16 protein-coding genes and 2 tRNA genes are annotated in these 18,549 nt (G+C 47.3%); 2 read left to right on the top strand and 16 right to left on the bottom strand.

Going from position 1 to position 18,549, the window contains the following annotated elements; all coding sequences use genetic code 11:
* Positions 1-10 precede the first annotated feature (10 nt).
* The 4 genes from PWYN_RS15785 to nrdR all read right to left on the bottom strand — a co-directional run bounded on the left by PWYN_RS15785 (position 11) and on the right by nrdR (position 3,606).
* On the bottom strand, positions 11-2,662 hold the full coding sequence (locus PWYN_RS15785; protein ID WP_036654018.1) for an endo-beta-N-acetylglucosaminidase: 2,652 nt from the start codon (positions 2,660-2,662) through the stop codon (positions 11-13).
* 164 nt (positions 2,663-2,826) lie between these two features.
* Positions 2,827-2,899 (bottom strand) — tRNA-Lys (locus tag PWYN_RS15780).
* A 13-nt stretch (positions 2,900-2,912) separates the two neighbouring features.
* Positions 2,913-2,988: transfer RNA gene (locus PWYN_RS15775), tRNA-Ala, on the bottom strand.
* Positions 2,989-3,129: 141 nt separating this feature from the next.
* Positions 3,130-3,606 (bottom strand): transcriptional regulator NrdR, encoded by a 477-nt coding sequence (nrdR, locus tag PWYN_RS15770; RefSeq protein ID WP_036654016.1) that lies wholly within the window; start codon positions 3,604-3,606, stop codon positions 3,130-3,132.
* A gap of 166 nt (positions 3,607-3,772) precedes the next feature.
* Between nrdR and PWYN_RS15765 the strand changes: the two genes are divergently transcribed.
* The gene (locus tag PWYN_RS15765) at positions 3,773-3,991 is read left to right on the top strand and encodes an alpha/beta-type small acid-soluble spore protein (RefSeq protein ID WP_036654012.1); all 219 of its coding nucleotides are present in this window, start codon (positions 3,773-3,775) and stop codon (positions 3,989-3,991) included.
* Between the two features lie 79 nt (positions 3,992-4,070).
* Here PWYN_RS15765 and PWYN_RS15760 read toward each other — a convergent pair whose 3' ends face one another.
* The 11 genes from PWYN_RS15760 to PWYN_RS15710 form a co-directional block, all read right to left on the bottom strand.
* Positions 4,071-4,634: a lytic transglycosylase domain-containing protein gene (locus PWYN_RS15760; protein ID WP_036654010.1), complete on the bottom strand. Its 564-nt coding sequence runs from the start codon at positions 4,632-4,634 to the stop codon at positions 4,071-4,073.
* A complete protein-coding gene (coaE, locus tag PWYN_RS15755; protein WP_036654008.1) occupies positions 4,631-5,227 on the bottom strand; it encodes a dephospho-CoA kinase in 597 nt (198 codons plus the stop codon). Before coaE ends, PWYN_RS15760 begins: the two co-directional genes overlap by 4 nt.
* A gap of 9 nt (positions 5,228-5,236) precedes the next feature.
* Complete coding sequence (gene ytaF / locus PWYN_RS15750) at positions 5,237-5,911, bottom strand: sporulation membrane protein YtaF (protein WP_036654007.1); 675 nt, start codon at positions 5,909-5,911, stop codon at positions 5,237-5,239.
* Between the two features lie 165 nt (positions 5,912-6,076).
* Entirely contained in the window at positions 6,077-6,913 is an 837-nt protein-coding gene (mutM, locus tag PWYN_RS15745; RefSeq protein ID WP_036654006.1) for a DNA-formamidopyrimidine glycosylase, read from the bottom strand.
* Positions 6,914-6,964: 51 nt separating this feature from the next.
* On the bottom strand, positions 6,965-9,631 hold the full coding sequence (gene polA / locus PWYN_RS15740) for a DNA polymerase I (RefSeq protein WP_036654004.1): 2,667 nt from the start codon (positions 9,629-9,631) through the stop codon (positions 6,965-6,967).
* 170 nt (positions 9,632-9,801) lie between these two features.
* Positions 9,802-10,461, bottom strand: a complete 660-nt coding sequence (gene phoU, locus PWYN_RS15735; protein ID WP_036654002.1) for a phosphate signaling complex protein PhoU — start codon at positions 10,459-10,461, stop codon at positions 9,802-9,804.
* A gap of 42 nt (positions 10,462-10,503) precedes the next feature.
* Positions 10,504-11,259 carry a phosphate ABC transporter ATP-binding protein PstB gene (pstB, locus tag PWYN_RS15730; protein WP_036654001.1) on the bottom strand — a complete coding sequence of 252 codons (756 nt, stop codon included), beginning with the start codon at positions 11,257-11,259 and terminating at the stop codon, positions 10,504-10,506.
* 445 nt (positions 11,260-11,704) lie between these two features.
* The gene (locus PWYN_RS15725; RefSeq protein WP_036654000.1) at positions 11,705-12,433 is read right to left on the bottom strand and encodes a response regulator transcription factor; all 729 of its coding nucleotides are present in this window, start codon (positions 12,431-12,433) and stop codon (positions 11,705-11,707) included.
* A 108-nt stretch (positions 12,434-12,541) separates the two neighbouring features.
* Positions 12,542-14,338 (bottom strand): two-component system histidine kinase PnpS, encoded by a 1,797-nt coding sequence (gene pnpS, locus PWYN_RS15720; RefSeq protein WP_036653998.1) that lies wholly within the window; start codon positions 14,336-14,338, stop codon positions 12,542-12,544.
* 154 nt (positions 14,339-14,492) lie between these two features.
* Positions 14,493-14,882: a VOC family protein gene (locus tag PWYN_RS15715; protein ID WP_036653996.1), complete on the bottom strand. Its 390-nt coding sequence runs from the start codon at positions 14,880-14,882 to the stop codon at positions 14,493-14,495.
* Between the two features lie 32 nt (positions 14,883-14,914).
* Entirely contained in the window at positions 14,915-16,459 is a 1,545-nt protein-coding gene (locus PWYN_RS15710; RefSeq protein WP_036653994.1) for a fumarate hydratase, read from the bottom strand.
* Between the two features lie 99 nt (positions 16,460-16,558).
* Between PWYN_RS15710 and yfbR the strand changes: the two genes are divergently transcribed.
* Positions 16,559-17,164 carry a 5'-deoxynucleotidase gene (gene yfbR / locus PWYN_RS15705; protein WP_036653991.1) on the top strand — a complete coding sequence of 202 codons (606 nt, stop codon included), beginning with the start codon at positions 16,559-16,561 and terminating at the stop codon, positions 17,162-17,164.
* Here the strand turns inward: yfbR and PWYN_RS15700 are convergent.
* Positions 17,161-18,453 (bottom strand): amidohydrolase, encoded by a 1,293-nt coding sequence (locus PWYN_RS15700; RefSeq protein ID WP_036653990.1) that lies wholly within the window; start codon positions 18,451-18,453, stop codon positions 17,161-17,163. The two genes, yfbR and PWYN_RS15700, sit on opposite strands and share 4 nt — an antisense overlap.
* Positions 18,454-18,549 lie beyond the last annotated feature (96 nt).

Here is an 18,549-nt window from a genome sequence, read left to right as displayed (position 1 = left end):
TTGTGTTATATTACAACCCTTTAACTTCAAACTCATAGATTCGCGCTGCAGTATCAGCTCCCTGAGTGGGTTTAGTAATCATTAATTTTACATAACGGGCTTTAATCAGCGCGATCGCGTCTGTCGTCTCGGCTGCCGAGTTTCCTTGGACATTGGCAACATCGGTCCAAGTTGTACCGTCGCTGCTCACCTGAATGATATAATCGCTGGTATTAAACCCAGACCATTCTCCTCCGCTCTCAGCATGCTTGATGACAAAAGCGCTGATTTGATGCTCGGCGCCCAGATCGACCTGGAGCCAATGCGGCAGATTGCCAAGCGCGCACCATTTGCTGTTGTCCGTCACTTTGCCGTCTACGGCATAAGGCGCACCTTCCGCTGCCCCGCATGCATGGTCGGCTGTTGCGGTTTTGCCAAGCGCCAGATTCTTTACCTCTCCAGCTTGCTTGCTCACAGTGATGAGCGCCTTCTTCATAATCGTGTCTTGACCAGAGCTGTTAGTTGCAGTCAGTGTCACACTATACGTGCCTTCCTGATTGAATGTCACGACCGGGTACTTCGATGTGCTGACAGCCGGGCTGCCGCTTTCGAAGGTCCATGACCATCCTTCCGTCACTTCGGTCGACAGATCGGTGAAGGTTACGCTCTCACCTGGAGCCACCAGCGTCCGATCGGCCTTGAACTCCGCAATTGGCTTCGGATAAGCCGGCCACTTGATCGTCACGCTGGAGGCCTGGCCTTGCTCATATCTTCCATTGACCGGAACGACCTTCAATACGGTGGCTGCTTCCTTGTCTATTCTTCTCATCTCAGGGACGTAGAAAACATGATTTGGCGTTGCGCCAACCAGCACATCACTGCCATCCGGCAGCACACGGTAAATCTCGTAATGCTTAGTCTGCTGATCAAGCTGTATCCACTGCAATCTGGCATTTCCATAGATTCCGTCGCGGAAATCGGATTGAGTGGCTTTAAGCTCGCGAACCGCCGGCAGCGGTTTAGTTGGTTCATTCGAATTCTGAATGGAGAGCTGGCCAATTTGAATGGCATAATCATTAATCGTATCTTTGGTGTCAAAATAAAGTGACAACGCCACGATCCGCTTGCCTTTGTAAGGGGTCAAATTCAATGTTTCCGTAGTCCAGCCTTCCGATTTCTTATCCTTGATGTCAAGGAAGACAAATTGGTCCGGACGGTCTGCGAAAGCAAGGCCAACCTTCAGGCTAGGTTTGTTCTGCGTTTTAAACGTAACCGACAGCTTCGTACTTGCTTCGATCTTAAGGTCTGTCTTGTAGAGCTTCAGATGTGTAGCATTGTCATGGCTCAGTATGCCTGATACCTTCAACGAGCTGCCGCCGTAGTACGCATCGGACCAATCGAGCACCGGCGTAAGTGGTGTTCCTTTGCTGTCTGCGATCCAGCGCCATGTCGGCAGGATATCCTGCAGGCTCCGGTTGTTCCATCCCTTATCCCGCACTTGCTTCCCTTGAACATAATATTTCTGTCCGCTTCCTGTGTTGAAGTTGGTGATGAAAGGCAGGTCATTTATCGGGGACGATTCGACCACGTTGTTCGCGATTCCTTTCCAAGCCTGATCCGTTGCAGTGTTGCCCGGATTTCCGTTTGGTCCCACCCAGAATTTGTTCTCGCGGATGAAGAAATCCTCCATGCTCTCCGCGCTGTTGAACGCCCAATCCGGGCGGTAAATACCCAGGGAAGTGACTGCCGGTTCTCCATCCGGGAACAGCAGATTCCACTTCACCTTCGTATCATAACCCTTGGCTTCGACATCAATGCCCGCGTACAGGTCAAACGGACTTCTGCCCAAGCTTTTGGCCTTCTCAGCCGAGCTTTTCAGCTCCTTCCACCAGAAATTCAGAAACATGCTACCTGTTATTTGCTTTCCATTATCCTGGAGGAACATCGCATTCTTGTCATTTAGTGCATTCTGCCAACTGATACTGCCTTCCTTAGTCATGGAATCATACCATACGATGTGCATGGAGGAAGACTTATGCGATTCTAGATAACTTAGGAAGGCTTTCATTTGCTGCGCGTCAGCCACCGTTCCTCCCTCAGTCTCCTGATTAATGAACCACCCGTCAAATCCATAATAGTTCGCAACTTGGATCAGCTTATCAGCGGCGGGAAAAGAGCCATCGCTGTTTTGCTGAAGCATCTGCTTCACCCATTCATATTTCCCACCATAAACAGTTGGTGGAAAGAACACCGTTCCGATGATCGGCACGCCGTTCTTGTGTGCCGCATCGATGGTATCGGCGCTTGGAGGTACGATGATGCCTTCGCCGGCCGAGCCGGCCCAATATACCAGCTTGTCAACATACTGCCAATAGGTGAACGTGTTTGCTCCGAATTTGCCCGATCCCTGCGATGGAACTCCACTTGTTCCCGGATTCAGCGCGGATAAAGCCATAACCTTCGGTCCCTTAGTCGCATGCGGATTAACACCTTCTCCCACAATGCGGTCCTGTAGCGGGACTGTACTCCGGTTGAATACCGCATCCGGGTCGGATGCTGGATTCCATTGAATCAATTGCTCTGGAAACCAAAAGGATGAATAAGGCTGCTTTGCGAACGCAGATGTGGATAATACTACGCACACTACAAATAAAAATATAAAACTTGTACCCATCTTTTTCATTCCATATTCCTCCCATCGAATGTATGATTGCGCTTACATAATAACAAGTTGCGCAACACTATTGATAGTGGATTAATGGCAAGTCCAGGTGCAATAATTACAGATCGTATTCGTTTCCAGTATAAAACAGCAAAAAAACGGCATTTCTGCCGTTTCTTCTAGGATGGACTCTCAGGGATTCGAACCCTGGACCAATTGATTAAGAGTCAACTGCTCTACCAGCTGAGCTAAGAGTCCATAATATGAAATTTGGTGGAGCCTAGGGGGATCGAACCCCTGACCTCATCGCTGCCAGCGATGCGCTCTCCCAGCTGAGCTAAGGCCCCTAATGCGGGTTAAAAACGTTCCGTTTGAGCGGTAAGCCCAGCCACTCTGCTAAGACCAAGCTCCGTAGGCGACTTCTATATAATATAAAAAATCCGCGTCGGTGTCAACACTTTTTTTTATAAATTAGAAATCGCCGCGTTTTATAACCCGTCCATTTCAGAGGTACTCTTAGATAGCAGTCCCTTCAATTCCTTCATAAACATGTTGATGTCTTTGAACTGACGGTATACGGATGCGAAGCGGACGTAAGCAACTTCATCCACCGGGTAGAGCTGTTCCATCACTAATTCACCAATCTGTTGGCTGTCCACTTCTGCTACAGCGATACCGCGAAGGGACTTCTCAACCTCAGATACGATCATCTCCAGCTGTTCTACCGATACAGGACGCTTCTCACAAGCGCGAATGAGACCTCGCAGTATTTTATCGCGGCTAAATTCCTCACGGCTACCGTCCTTCTTAATGACGATCAGCGGGGTCTCCTCAATCATCTCGAACGTTGTAAAGCGCTTGCTGCACCCTTCACATTCACGCCTACGGCGGATGGACTTATTCTCGTTAGCTGGTCTAGAGTCCAATACTTTTGTATTTGTATGATCACAGTATGGGCATTTCATAAGTTAACTCACTTCCTTTTTGCAAAATGATTAGCTGTCCGCTCCGCTGATAACCGGCTTTTAGACATGCATATTCTTTTTTCCATAAATCACCGTTTCATTATAGTTATGAATATAACAAGTCCAGCACATAATACAGTTACCAACCGATAGGAGGTGAACAGCAATGAGCCAAAACAGAAGCTCCAACAACCTGGTAGCGCCAAGAGCAAGCGCAGCTTTGGAACAACTTAAATTTGAAGTTGCCCAAGAACTAGGTATCACACTTTCCCCTGATGGTTACCAAGGCAATAAAACATCTTATGAAAACGGTTCGATCGGTGGTTACATCACTAAACGTCTTGTAACCCTGGCTGAACAACAACTGGCAGGTCAATTCCAATAAACCTGTCTCCATAGCTTGCCTAAAGAAGTATTGAACAGCTTCCGGGCTGTTTAATGCTTCTTTTCACTAATGCTTAAGCTTAAAAATGACTGTAAATCTCCGTGTATTGCTCATAATAATAGATAACCCGCTGTACATAATGACGCGTCTCACCGATAGGTATGCTCTTAACAGCTTCCTCAGTTCCGTCCCAGGCTCCCTGCTTCAGCCAACGCTGTACATTGCCAGGGCCGGCATTATAGGCGGCTATAACAGCTATACGGTTACCGTCAAACTGTCGGGATAGAGATCGGAGATACCATGTCCCTAGCTCAATATTGGCAGAAGGCTCCTGCTTCAGGCGCTCTAGTGACACATCAGGTAGCTTGGCCTTTTCAAGTGCCCAGTTAGCGGTATCCGGCATGAGCTGCATTAGACCCAAGGCTCCTTTTTTGGATTCCCGTCCGGTCTTATAATTAGTCTCAACACGAATAATGGCAGCAACTAGAAAGGGATCTATGTTATAGGTTTGACTGTGTTTGCGAATTTCATCCTTATAATAAATCGGATAAAACCAAGACATCCAGTTCGTGCTTAGGAATAGAATTGCCGTAAAGCCAATGAACAAGAGCAGCAGTACTCTCTTTTTACGTAGATATTTCATAATAAGCCCAGCCTGTCCCAAAGTTTGGCAACCTGCATTTCAGTATGGACCAGATCCCCGCTGTTGTCGATGACATAACTTGCTTTACTTCGTTTTAGCTCAATGTCCATTTGGGCATTTAAGCGATCCTCTGCCTGCTCTTTTGACCAATTATTACGCTCCATTAAACGGGCTAACTGTACCTCACGCGGTACATACACAACCACAATCTCCTCAAACATCCCCTGCAGATTTGACTCAAACAGCAAAGGAATATCCACAATAATTAATCGTTCCGGCTCCAGTGTATCCATTTCCTGCATACGACTGCGGATTTCCTGCCGAATAGCCGGGTGCGTCAGATCGTTAAGGGTTTGTATAGCCTCCGGGTCACGAAAGACTATTTCACCCAGTTTCGCTCGATTCAGCGTTCCATCTGGAAAAAGGATATCTTGTCCAAAATGACGCACAGTGGCCGCCAACACTTGATGCCCGGGGAGCATAACCTCTCTGGCAATGACATCTGCGTCAACCAGCTTTGCCCCCTTGTTCACAAATAGCGCGGATACTGTGCTTTTTCCGGAGGCAATGCCTCCAGTTAAGCCCATAATCATGTTTTCACCTCATAACAGCTTCATTATTCCCATTAAAATTAACATTAAAGCAGGTAATACCGCCGCACGTTTCATCCAATAGCTTCCTGAGAATCGAAACCCCGTCTTCATTCCCATGACCAGAAAGATTCCGCTGAACATGGCGATGACCAGTGATGTCCATACCGGCTGAAAACCGAGCAATGCTGCCCCAAGACCCGCACCAAAGGCATCCAGAGAGAGTGCAATACCGAGTATCATTGCTTCTACGGATGAAATACTACCGGAATCGTCCATATCCGCTGAGGATGGGGTACGTAAGATTTGGATCACGATCCCTAAATGGCGAAGCTCGAGTGAAAAAACTTCAGGCTTATCTATCTTCTCTATAAGATCCAGTGGTTTAGTGCGGATAACTCCTTGATCTTCTTCCTTCTGCATCAGCATTTGCACCAGCGACCAACAACCCATGAGGACAAGAATAACAGCTCCGATCACCGAAGCTGCATTTGGAGAAACTACCCGTGCCAAGAGGACGCCGACCTGCATGGAGACACAAATAACCACGCCCGAACAAAGCGAGATGATGAGAATTGAGAGCAGCGGGATTTTCATTTTGCGCAAACCATATGTAATCCCGACACCAAAACCATCTAAACTCAAAGCAAAAGCCAGCAGCAGTAGTGAAAAAAGTGGGCTGAGCACCCGCAATCCCTCCCGTGAAGAAACGGAAACTGGCGGAAGATCCGTTAGCAACCGTTCGCTTATTCAGCATTCTTCACCCAGTATATGGGCGGGACAGGCAGAGGGTGCCACCCTTTTGCAGCTGCATGGACACTTACTTGTAAGGACACTTGTATGGAATTAAATCTAAGTTACACTAGGACGCTGACAGTTCGGGCAATAATGCGTGCCGCGCCCTCCCACTACGGTCTTCTCGATCATGGTACCACAAGAGGAACAGGGCTCGTTCTTGCGCCCATAGATTATCAGCTGCTGCTGATACGTTCCGCTCTCTCCTTGACCGTTCACATACGACTTGATGGAGGAACCTCCGGCATTAACGGCTTCTGTTAAAGTAGCAACAATCGCTTGATACAGCTTATCCAATTGCTTGTCGTTTAGAGATTTGGCACTATCCTCCGGATGGATACCTGCCCGGTGTAGCGACTCATCTACATAGATATTACCAATGCCAACCACATATTCCTGATTGAGCAGCAGCGATTTTATTTTTGTACTTTTATCCGCAACAATCTCCTTGAATCTTTCCAATGTAAAAGAGGGTTCCAACGGTTCTTGACCGAGCTTGTTCAGTGGCGCAAGCAAAAGATCTTCATCCTGCTGGAACAAGTGCATCGTACCAAACTGGCGCACATCATTGTAACGCAGTTCACTGCCGTCCGTAAAATGAAAGATCACATGCGTATGCTTATCCAAAGGATCATTACTGCTATATAAGCCGTAGCGCCCCTCCATCCGTAGATGGGATACAAGCACCAGCCCGTCCAACACAATGCGTAAGAACTTACCTCTCCGCTGTACATCTATAATGCTATGACCTGCCAATAGGTGGGCAAAGGCCTGAATATCATCCGGTCGCTGAATAATCCGCGCCAACCTGACGGTTACATGTTCGATCTGCTTGCCTTTAATGAGTGCATTTAAGGTTCTTCTTACAGTCTCTACTTCCGGTAATTCCGGCATGATGTCATCACCTCTATTCCATTATAACGGATATAGATAATACGCGGGAGTCTATTTCGCTTCATACCAGTTGCTGCCATAACTTACCTCTGCCTTAAGGGGAACTGAAAGTTTTAGGGCACCCTCCATAACCTCCGGCAATAGAGTCTTCATAAGTTCCAGTTCATCCGCAGGGACTTCGAAGACCAATTCATCGTGAACCTGCAGCAGCATCCGCGACTTAAGCTGTCGATCGAAAAGTGCTTTATCCATATGCACCATGGCCAGCTTGATAATATCCGCGGCCGTACCTTGGATCGGCGTGTTCATCGCTGTGCGTTCAGCAAAGGAGCGCAGATTGAAGTTACTAGCGTTAATCTCAGGGAGATAACGGCGGCGTTCCAGCAATGTAGTTACATAGCCCTTCTTCTTCGCCTCAACAACAATATCATCCATATACCGGCGCACACCCTGGAACACTTCAAAATACTGTTCTATAAAATGGGAAGCTTCCTTCCGTGTAATATTCAAATTCTGCGACAATCCATAATCACTAATTCCATAGACAATTCCGAAGTTAACCGCCTTGGCAGAACGGCGCATGTTACTGTCTACTTGATCTGCTGTCACACCAAAAACATCCATAGCTGTCTTTGTGTGAATATCCATATCCTGCAGAAAGGCTTCTTTCAGACGTTCATCATCCGAAATATGAGCCAGCACACGCAGTTCAATTTGTGAATAATCGGCGGCCAGAATCGACCAGCCGGGTTCGGAAGGAACAAATACCTTACGGATTTTGCGACCTTCCTCCAGCCGAATCGGAATATTCTGCAGGTTGGGGAATTGACTGCTAAGCCGTCCCGTAGCTGCAATGGTCTGCCGATAGAAAGTATGCACTTTTCCGGTCACCGGAGAAATTTCTTTAAGCAATCCTTCCACATACGTGGATTGAAGCTTGGCAATCGTACGGTATTGCAATATCAGGCGTACGACATCATGGTAAGGCGCTAGTTTTTCAAGCACCTCAGCATCTGTGGAATAACCTGTTTTTGTTTTCTTAACAACAGGCAAGCCCAGCTTCACAAACAAAATTTCTCCAAGCTGCTTCGGAGAGTTCAAATTAAACTCGGTTCCGCAAATCTCATAAATTTCAGTGACTAGCTTGGAGATTTGCCATTCGAACTCTTTGCCGAGCTCCATCAGATCTTCTTTATGGGCAGCGATTCCTTGCTTCTCCATATCTGCAAGTATACGCGATAACGGCATTTCTAAATCCTCGAACAGGCCCTTCATAGCGGTATCTATGAGTTCCTGCTGCTGTTTTTGAACAATTCCGAGTACGGTCGCACTCTTGCGGGCTACGTGAGTCCCAAGCACCTCTAATTCAGGTATCTTGTACTTGGCCCCCTTGCCAAAGACATCCTCATCAGCCGATAGATGGGGTAACCCGTATTTTGCCGTAAGGTCATTCAGATTCTGATTAGCCTCCGTAGGATCCAGCAGATAAGCAGCTAGCTGAACATCATGGGCCGCTCCGGCAAAAGGAATTCCCTGCCAATGAAGAGCCAGGTCGGCACGATGCAGATCATAACCGCTCTTCGGTGTAGTCTCGTCACTGAGCCAAGCCCGCAGTTGATCTGCAGCCGGACTTTTCAGCAATGAAATCGGCACAAAGTAATGCCTCTCCTCAGAAGACAAGGCCAGTCCAATGACTTCAGACCGGTGCGGATTGTCTCCGTTCGTCTCTACATGCAGCGCAGAGATCCCCGGCAGCTTCGTTAGGAGCTCGTCCAGGTTTGCTTCATCTATTATTGTAATGTCCAGTTCCGCTTCTGGCGTAGAGTCGCCTTCTGCACCTGTCCCAGCCGGTCCATTAGCACTTAAGGAAAGGCGTTCCAACAGAGATTTGAATTCAAGCTTTGCCAGCGCAGGGCCAGCTGTATCCTTGTTCAATCCTGTAAAGACCATGTCCTCCCAAGTGTGCTCCAGTGGAACTTCACGGTGAATCGTTGCCAGCTTCTTGCTCATTACGGCGTCTTCCGCATGGGCTTCCAGCTTCTCTTTCATCTTCCCCTTAAGTTCGCTAGTTCCGGCAAGAACACCCTCAACAGATCCGAATTGGTGAAGCAGCTTCAATGCCGTCTTTTCCCCAACACCGGGAACACCCGGTATATTATCACTCGCATCCCCCATAAGGCCCTTGAGATCAATAATTTGTTCAGGTGTCAGGTTATACTTCTCGCGAATTTGCTCAGGACCGTAGATCTCCACTTCAGTTACACCTTTGCGGATTAAAGCAATGGTTGTATGCTCGGAGGCCAGCTGCAGCATATCCTTGTCCCCTGAGACGATCAAGACTTGGCGACCTTGCTCATCCGCTTCCCGAGAAATCGTACCGATAATATCGTCCGCTTCATAGCTGCCGATCTCAAACTGAGGCACACCCAGATCACGCAGCAGCTCCTTCAGCATCGGGAATTGCTCCGACAATTCCGGCGGAGTTTTTTCCCTTCCCCCTTTATATTCCTGGTAGCCTTCATGACGGAAAGTTACCTTGCCCGCATCAAAAGCAACGATCATATGCGTAGGCTTCTGCTCCTCAATCAAACGAAGCAGCATCGTAGTAAATCCATATACCGCATTGGTCGGTTTCCCTGCAGTATTGGTTAACGGCGGCATCGCGAAGAAAGCCCTGTAAATAATATTATTGCCATCTATGAGTATCAACTTGTCCATGTTAGCACCTCGCCTTTATCTTGCTTACTCCTTACATCTTAACATATGCTCCCGTTAAAATAGAACCTGACGGTTTAGCCTTCCCCTTATATCAGGTGTATGCAGCCCAGTACACAAAAAAACGCCGGCATCGCGTCGGCGTTTGGTATCTTTCTTCTATTATATCCCTGTTACTGATTCAAATCCGGACGTTTCCCTGTTACGAGGTAAACTACACTCTCTCCAATGTTGGTCGCATGATCGGCAATACGCTCAATATATCGACCAACGAGTGTAAGCAGCATCGCCTGAGATACGGATTCCGGCTTCGCCACCATGTAAGTATACAGTTCATTGATCATCGCACTGTACAAATGGTCCACCTGATCATCATCCTGCGCCATTTTGTAAGCCAGATCGGTATTCTCATCCAAATAGGATTGAATAGCTTCTGTAGTCATCCCTTTAACGATTTCAGCCATCCGCGGAATATCAACAAGCGGTTTAATCAATTCCTGACCTTGGATGCGCATCGTTACTTTTGCTACATCAAGTGCCAGATCCCCCATACGTTCCAGATCGCTCGATATTTTGAAAGCTACTAGAATCCGGCGCAAATCCTTCGCAACCGGCTGCTGAGTTACGATTAATCGCGAACCAATTTCCATAATTCTCTCTTCCATCGCATTTAGATGGATGTCTGCTTTTACAATTTCCTGTGCACGTGTAGTATCAAGACTTTGCAGGGACAGCACAGCGCCTTCCAAGGCATCTGTTACATGTTCACCCATCTGCTGCAAAAGAGAGCGCAGCTCTTCGAGATCTTTATCGAATTCTTTTCTGCGAATCATAAATAGAGCGATCCTCCTCAAATCATTTGGTTGGTTCTCACTTTACCCGAAACGTCCTGAAATATAATCCTCGGTACGTGAATCCTTGGGGTTGGAGAACAACACTTCTGTATCTGCCGCTTCCACAATTACACCATTTAGGAAAAATACCGTACGGCCCGATACTCGTGCAGCCTGGTGCATGTTATGCGTGACCATAACAATAGTATATTTACTTTTCAATTCTTGAACCAATTCTTCAATTTTAAGTGTGGATACCGGGTCAAGCGCAGAGGTAGCCTCATCCATAAGCAAAATGTCAGGCTGAACAGCGAGTGCTCTGGCGATACAAAGGCGCTGCTGCTGTCCACCGGATAAGCTAAGTGCAGACTTTTTCAAGAAGTCCTTAACTTCCTCCCACAGCGCGGATTGCCGTAAGCTTTGCTCGACCAGTTCGTCAAGCTCGCTTTTGGAACGAACCCCGTGCAGGCGTGGACCATAGGCTACATTGTCATAGATGGATTTTGGAAAAGGATTGGGCTGTTGAAATACCATGCCCACTTGCTTACGCAGGCTTTCTACCTCAACCTCATCCCCGTAAATATTTTTACCGCTAATGTTGACTGTTCCTTCGATACGCGTTCCCGGAATCATATCATTCATCCGATTTAGTGTGCGCAGCAAGGTGGATTTCCCACATCCGGAAGGTCCGATAAAAGCGGTAACCGCCTTCTCCGGAATTTGCAGATCAACACCCTTCAATGCGTGGAACGACTCATAGTAGAGATCAAGTTTCTCTATGTCAATGATGGGTTTCATTTATGATTCGCGTCTCCTTCTCATCATCTTCGTTCCCAATGATAAGCTTTTAGTGTAAATACAGTTGGCGAGAAATGTAAACGCATTGTAAAATCATTCACACACTCCAAAAGAAGAACATTCTCACCGTGACCACAAATACATCAATTCCTGCACAACGTACAACAATTCAGCTACTGTGGCACCATTTAAGCGCCAATTCCTGTAAAACGTACAACAATTCAGCTACCGTGGCACCATTTACCCATCAATTCCTGCACAACGTACATCAATTCAGCTACTGTGGCACCATTTAAGCGCCAATTCCTGTAAAACGTACAACAATTCAGCTACATTGGCACCATTTACCCACCAATTCCTGCACAACGTACATCAATCCAGCTGCCGAGGGGCCTTTAACGCACCAATCCTCGTAATTAGAGTATAGACAAAAACTCCAGTCAGATTAAATGACCGGAGCTCTTTTCTTGTTAACAACCAACTTATAACCCACACCGCGTATCGAATCAATGTGAACGTATTCGGGATCAAGCTCCAGCTTCTTGCGGAGTGAGCTGACATGCACATCCACGGTTCGCTGACCTCCGATATAATCAAAACCCCATACAGCATTCATGAGATCGTCACGTGTTAATACGACACCTGGCTTACGGGCCAAATAGAGTAAAACTTCAAATTCCTTAGGGCGAAGGTTAATGCTTTGTCCTCCCAAAGAAACCTCATAACGCTCAGGGTAAATTTCCAACTGCCCTAAAATAATCGTGGATGCTGACACTGCCTGATCTGCAGGGGCCTCTTCAGCCAGACCCGAGATACGCCGAAGCACAGCACTCACACGGGCGAGCAGCTCTGAAACACCAAAAGGTTTGGTTATGTAATCATCAGCGCCGGACTTCAGCCCTCGGACTACATCCTCCTCCGCGTTTTTGGCGGTAAGCACAATTACTGGCGTTCGAATACCTTGTCCACGCAGTTTATCAAGAATATCAATACCATTCATGCCTGGAAGCATCAGATCCAGCACAATTAAATCAAAGGGTTCTCTGGTAGCGCGGTCATATCCTGCCGTACCATGATCTTCTACCGTGACCTCATAACCTTCCTGCGTTAAATTATAAGACAGCAGTCGGGCCAGCGTCGGTTCGTCTTCAATGACAAGCAATCGTTGTGCCATAGGTTCCCCCGTCATCTAATGTTTTAATAGTATCATCATTTAAAAATAACAATAAGCCAATCATATCATCGGATTGTTAACGCGGTGTAAAATTCAAAAGATTTAGTTTCAATACTCTTCATCTTCCTGCAGCAGCGGCAATTCCAATAGGAAGGAGGTTCCAATACCTAGATTGCTTTCTACCGAAATAACCCCCCGATGGAGTTCTACCAAGTGTTTCACAATGGATAGACCGAGCCCTGTCCCTCCGGAGCTTCTGGATCGTGCCTTATCCACCCGATAAAAGCGTTCAAAAATTCGCGGCAGATCCTTGCGCGGAATCCCCATTCCAGTGTCCCGGACTGTAAAAACGACGCTTTCTGATCCATCTTCCTTTTGTTTGTTAACAGCTATGACTCTAACATTTCCCCCATCATGCGTATAATTGATCGCATTCGATAATAAGTTCATAAAGATCTGCCGCAGCTTGTCCTCATCACCCTCAATAAACAGTTCCTCAGGAACCTCTGCACTGAGACTGATCTTCTTTTTCTCAGCCACCTTGCTCATCGTCTCCAATACGGAGTCAAAGAAAGTGGATAGATGAATCGGTGAACAAACCAAATGTGCACGTTTGGATTCAATCTTTGATAATTCCAGGATATCGCCAATCAGACGGTTCAAACGTTCATTCTCATCGTAAATAATCTGCAAAAAGGAGCGTGCCGTTTTCTCATCGGTAACTCCTCCGCCCAGCAGTGTTTCGGCAAATCCTTTAACAGCAGCTACCGGGGTCTTCAATTCATGGGAGACGTTAGCGACGAACTCACTGCGCATTTTTTCAAGACGGCGAATATCCGTTACCTCCTGCAGTAGAAACAACATCCCGCGATAAGAACCATCCTGTGTCATCGGCACACCATCGAGTCTTATTATGCGTTCACCTGGATTATAGATACTTCTCTCCTCATGGATAGGCTCCTTGCGGGAAATTCCGTCCTCAACCAGCCGGGTAAGCTCGTAGTGACGCTTAAGCTCAAGGAAGGAACGGCCGGACATCTCGTTGTTGTCCACATCCAGCATTCTTTCTGCCGCGCGGTTCAACAGAGCCACCTGCCCCGTTTCGTTAACCATTAGAATCCCGCCGGTCATATTATCAAGCACACTCTGCAAAAGATCCTCATTATCCCGAATCGTCTTTAACTGGGTCTGCAAACTGTCTGCCATCGCATTAATAGCCGTCGCCAGTTGCCCGATTTCATCCTTACGCTTCATTGTCACACGCGCATCATAGTCAAGATCTGTAATCCGGCGGGCTACCCGGGTAATCTGCTCCAATGGAGAAGTCATACTGGACGCCACTTTGTAGCTCACAAGGGTAGCCGCAATGAATAGCAGTATTAAACCACCAGCCATAATCATCCATGCCCGGTTGATACCTTCATCCACGTCATCCAGCCCCATGGAGAGCCTAATATACCCATCATAGGTCTGTTCGGAGGTAACTTTCCCGGCTACATACAGCATTTCACGTTCCAAAGTGTCACTATATCGAATGGCTCTACCGATTCCTTCTTTGGCTGCAATAATTTCCTCCTCCCGATTGGAGTGATTATCCATAAGCAGCGGGTCCTTTTCAGAATCCCCTATTACACGGCCGTCTTTAGTAATAAATGTCACGCGTGAATCCGTCAGCTTTGCTATTTTTCTGGATTGGTTAGTATAGTAGGAATAGGCATCAGGAGCATTCATATCCTGAAACTTAAACGTGCCCTCGAGGATATTTATTTCCCGGGACATGTTCTCTTCCAATGCAGATATATGGGAATCCTTGAATAAATGGGCCATTGTAAACCCGGCGCCGATCATAGAAATGCCTATCAAAGACATCAATATGAAGGTAAGACGAACACGAAACGGTCTCATTTGACTTCTGCCTCTTTCTGTTTTCGATAGTTGCACAATTTTCTTATCACTATCCTATTTTCTTGTCACTATCCTAACTCCATCCTGTCCAAAATACCAGTGCAAAAAAAGAGAAGCCCTAACGGACCTCCCTCTATGTTCACACTGAAGTTATTTAATTACTTGTACGGGTGGCAATAAACCACTGATTCCCGTGGCTATCCTTTATCCCTGCGCCCCGTTCCCCGTAGGCATGATCCTGCGGTTCCTCCATACTCTCCGCTCCAGCGTTAAGACACTTTTCATAAACCTCATCCACGTTATTGATATATAGATGTATAGCGAATTGTACTGGCGGATATTTTTCATTGGCTTCAGATATTTCAATAATTGAATCCCCGATCCGTATCTCGGCATGTTTGACCACACCGTCCTCTTTTCGGGCAATATCTATGATTCTGGCATCAAAGCAGCTCACTACAAAGTCAATGAGCCGGTCTGCATGGCTGACAATAAAATACGGTGTGACACTATGATAGCCGTTCCGAATATGATGTGGTGCCACTACTGTTCCCTCCTAGGGCATGACTTACCAGCTTATTTAAAAACAGGCTCCTTGAACTGGGTCAACTTAGCAGCAGAGTCTTTTTCTACGTCGGCATGCAGGCTGTTCCCATGAGCATCCATGGTAACAATAGCGGCGAACCCGTCAACCTCCAGATGCCACATGGCCTCAGGTATGCCAAATTCCATGAAATCAACCGCATTCACCTTTTTAATACATTCGGCATAATATTGCGCTGCACCGCCTATGGCGTTGAGATATACTCCTCCGTGCTCCTGGAGAGCTTGAAGTGTCTTAGGTCCCATTCCACCTTTGCCGATCACGGCTCGAATGCCGAATTTCTTGAGTATATCTCCTTGATAAGGCTCTTCCCGAATACTTGTTGTAGGTCCAGCTGCCTTCACATGCCAGCCCTCTTCGTCCTTCAGCATAACAGGACCGCAATGGTAGATTACCGCACCATTCAGATCAACCGGGGAATCATGGTCCATTAAATATTTATGCAAGGCATCTCGTCCCGTATGCATCTCACCGGACAAAATAACAACATCCCCAACCCGCAGTGAACGAATGTCCTCCTCGCTGATCGGCGTGGTGAGCCTAACCTCACGTGATTCGCTCTTTGATTCAGGGGAATCACCTACTTCCGGTACCTTAGAACCTTCAACAGAAATACCCGTTCCGCTCTCATACAGCCAATCCTGTATAGTACCTGTAGAAGGATCGATCAATACCCCCTGACGGCGGAAGGCCCAGCAATTATAAGCAACCGAGACGAAAAAACTTGCCGGAAGACGGTTCATAACACCAACCTTGCAGCCCAGCAGCGTAACTTCACCTCCGAAGCCCATCGTGCCGATTCCCAGCTTGTTGGCATTCTCCATTACGTAATCTTCCAGTTTGTTCAAATCTTCAATTGGATTCACATCGTCCACTTTGCGGAACAACTGCTTCTTGGCTAACTCATAGCCGGTCGTGCGATCTCCGCCGATCCCGACACCAATAAAGCCTGCACTACAACCTTGACCCTGTGCCTGATATACAGAATGAAGGATACATTTACGTATGCCGTCCAAATCGCGGCCCGCTTTTCCCAAGCCTTCCAGCTCTGCCGGAAGACTGTACTGAATATTTTTATTTTCACAGCCGCCGCCTTTAAGAATAAGCCGAACGTCTATCCCCTGTTCTTCCCACTGTTCAAAGTGAATCACCGGCGTACCTTCACCCAGATTATTGCCGCTGTTCTCACCCGTTAGCGAATCCACAGAATTGGGACGCAGCTTGCCGTCTTTAGTCGCACGAGTTATCGCATTATAGATATCTTTTTTCATCTCAATCTGATTGACTCCAACAGGAGTATGAATGATAAATGTCAGCATACCGGTATCCTGACATATCGGCGATACCTGAAGCTCTGCCATACCGATATTCTGTGCAATCGTAGTTAGAGCCAGTCCAGAACGGGTTGCTATATCTTCCAGTGCGCGCCCTTTAGCCACTGCTCGGCGTACATCGCCAGGTAAATTAGTAGAGGTCTCCACGATCAGATTATAAATACTGTCTTCAAAATGCTGCATCTTCCATTCAGCTCCTCTTCGTCCCAGGTTGTATCCATGCCCTGCATATAGTTATTATAATAGCATACTGAGCCATTCCTGAAAGGGGTTACTTTAAAAATGAATTACCACTTTTCTGCATATCTATACCGGCTTCAATATATTCAACGCTGGAGCCTGATGCGCAGTACGGCACCCGATAATGTAGCCCAGCACTCTTTTCACGTTGCCTTACTAGCTCACATGCTCTGTAGTATTGGAAATGTTCACTTCGGGCGTGAGCTGAATGCAGACAGAGCTTCTGCTATGGCCCTATTTCATGATGCGGCTGAAGTATTCACCGGGGATATTCCTACGCCGGTCAAGCACAACAATCAACGTCTGCTGTCCAACTTCCGGGAGATGGAAGCCATTGCCGCAGAACGGCTGACCGCTATGATTCCTGCTGAACTGCAATCCATCTACACCCCCCTAATGGGCACGGATAATAGCCATGCAGAACCGACAGATATCCTGCTGCACACCTATGTGAAGGCAGCGGATAGTCTGGATGCCTATTTGAAATGTGTCTGGGAGGTGGCTGCAGGTAACCGCGAATTTGCCATCGCCAAAGCTCAGACGGAGGCCAAGCTGCAGGGATTGCTGCTTCCGGAGGTGGATTATTTTCTAACCCATATGGCACCGAGCTTTGAAATGTCCCTGGATGAGCTTTCAGCCGGGAACTAAATACCGTGGACGATCCGTTTGGAGCGCTCGGTGACCTCACGGAACAGTTCTTCCTCATCTATAGTTAAAAGCTGGCGGTTCCTCATGAGAATTTTACCATTCACGATGGTTGTATCTACATCGCCTCCATTTGCACTAAAAGCCAACAGAGATATTAAGTTATGAATGGGCTGCAGATGGGGTTTGTTCAAGTCTATCAGGATAACATCCGCCTTTTTCCCGACCTCTAAAGTTCCTGTTTCATGGCTGATATTCAGCAGCTTTGCGCTCTCCACAGTTGCCATGCGGAGGGCCTGGTGAGCAGGAAGCCGAGCAGGGTCGCCGTAATCTACCTTTTGCAACCAAGCAGCGGCTTTGATCTCTTCGTACATATCAACAGTCGCAGCACTCCCTGCACCATCTGTTCCTAGCCCTACGGTAATTCCCAGCTCCAGCATCTCGGTCACCGGTGCAATACCACAACCTAACTTCAGATTGCTTACGGGATTATGGGAGACTCCTCCGCGCATACCTTGCAGCAACATCACATCCCGACGATTCAAGTGTACAGCGTGCGCGAGCAGTACATGATTCCTTTCGAACATTCCGTTGTGAACCAAATATTCTGTTGGCGTCATATTATAGTTATTCCTAATTTGCACAACCTCTTCTACAGTCTCCGCCAGGTGCATATGAACGGAGATGGCTCTCTTTTCGGCAAGCTCGATGACCTCTCTTAAGGGCTCTGGAGGACACAGGTAAGGAGAGTGGGGTCCCAACATGGTTGTAATCCTGCTTTCCGCACCTCCGCTCCACCGATCAATCAGATCCAGAGCCTCGGATATCCGCCGCCCCCCGTCTGCTTCCATGAAGACAAGTCCCCTCGTCAGAGAGGCTCTAAGTCCTGTCTCTTGTACAGCGTTAGCGATCTCATTCATATGAATATACATGTCGGCAAAAGCGGTTGTACCCGACCGGATCATCTCAGCCATCGACAGCTTAGCACCCCAATAAATATCCTCAGGAGTCATCCTTTCCTCTGCAGGCAGCATTTTTGTCTCCAGCCAGTTCATGAGTTTCAAATCGTCCGAGAAACCGCGCAGCAAGCTCATGGGCGTATGTTGATGGGCATTGATTAACCCCGGCATCGCAGCCATTCCCTTTCCCTCAATAATCTCATCCGCCGGACTAATAATTCCCTCAGCAATTTCCTTAATTTGATCTCCGTCAATCAGAATATCTCCAACAAAAGGTATTTGGTCTTGCTCTTTCATGGTCAGAATCCACACGTTTTTAATCAGAATTTTCATTGTAGGGCCTCCTAGGTATATGATATACACTAGGGTAAACCTTCCCGTTAGGAGAAGGTCAAGGGGTTGCTTTTACATTAATTTAATGGATAGGAT

This window comes from Paenibacillus wynnii (genome assembly GCF_000757885.1).
GTDB classification, from domain to species: domain Bacteria; phylum Bacillota; class Bacilli; order Paenibacillales; family Paenibacillaceae; genus Paenibacillus_AQ; species Paenibacillus_AQ wynnii.
Note: the sequence above shows the minus strand (reverse complement) of the source record. Positions and strands in the feature narration are given on the sequence as shown.

Bases quoted from the DNA above. Each gene is read 5' to 3' on its own strand.
- PWYN_RS15785 (WP_036654018.1), bottom strand. From the start codon at position 2,662: ATGAAAAAGATGGGTACAAGTTTTATATTTTTATTTGTAGTGTGCGTA.
- nrdR (WP_036654016.1), bottom strand. From the start codon at position 3,606: ATGAAATGCCCATACTGTGATCATACAAATACAAAAGTATTGGACTCT.
- PWYN_RS15765 (WP_036654012.1), top strand. From the start codon at position 3,773: ATGAGCCAAAACAGAAGCTCCAACAACCTGGTAGCGCCAAGAGCAAGC.
- PWYN_RS15760 (WP_036654010.1), bottom strand. From the start codon at position 4,634: ATGAAATATCTACGTAAAAAGAGAGTACTGCTGCTCTTGTTCATTGGC.
- coaE (WP_036654008.1), bottom strand. From the start codon at position 5,227: ATGATTATGGGCTTAACTGGAGGCATTGCCTCCGGAAAAAGCACAGTA.
- mutM (WP_036654006.1), bottom strand. From the start codon at position 6,913: ATGCCGGAATTACCGGAAGTAGAGACTGTAAGAAGAACCTTAAATGCA.
- polA (WP_036654004.1), bottom strand. From the start codon at position 9,631: ATGGACAAGTTGATACTCATAGATGGCAATAATATTATTTACAGGGCT.
- phoU (WP_036654002.1), bottom strand. From the start codon at position 10,461: ATGATTCGCAGAAAAGAATTCGATAAAGATCTCGAAGAGCTGCGCTCT.
- pstB (WP_036654001.1), bottom strand. From the start codon at position 11,259: ATGAAACCCATCATTGACATAGAGAAACTTGATCTCTACTATGAGTCG.
- PWYN_RS15725 (WP_036654000.1), bottom strand. From the start codon at position 12,433: ATGGCACAACGATTGCTTGTCATTGAAGACGAACCGACGCTGGCCCGA.
- pnpS (WP_036653998.1), bottom strand. From the start codon at position 14,338: ATGAGACCGTTTCGTGTTCGTCTTACCTTCATATTGATGTCTTTGATA.
- PWYN_RS15710 (WP_036653994.1), bottom strand. From the start codon at position 16,459: ATGCAGCATTTTGAAGACAGTATTTATAATCTGATCGTGGAGACCTCT.
- yfbR (WP_036653991.1), top strand. From the start codon at position 16,559: ATGAATTACCACTTTTCTGCATATCTATACCGGCTTCAATATATTCAA.
- PWYN_RS15700 (WP_036653990.1), bottom strand. From the start codon at position 18,453: ATGAAAATTCTGATTAAAAACGTGTGGATTCTGACCATGAAAGAGCAA.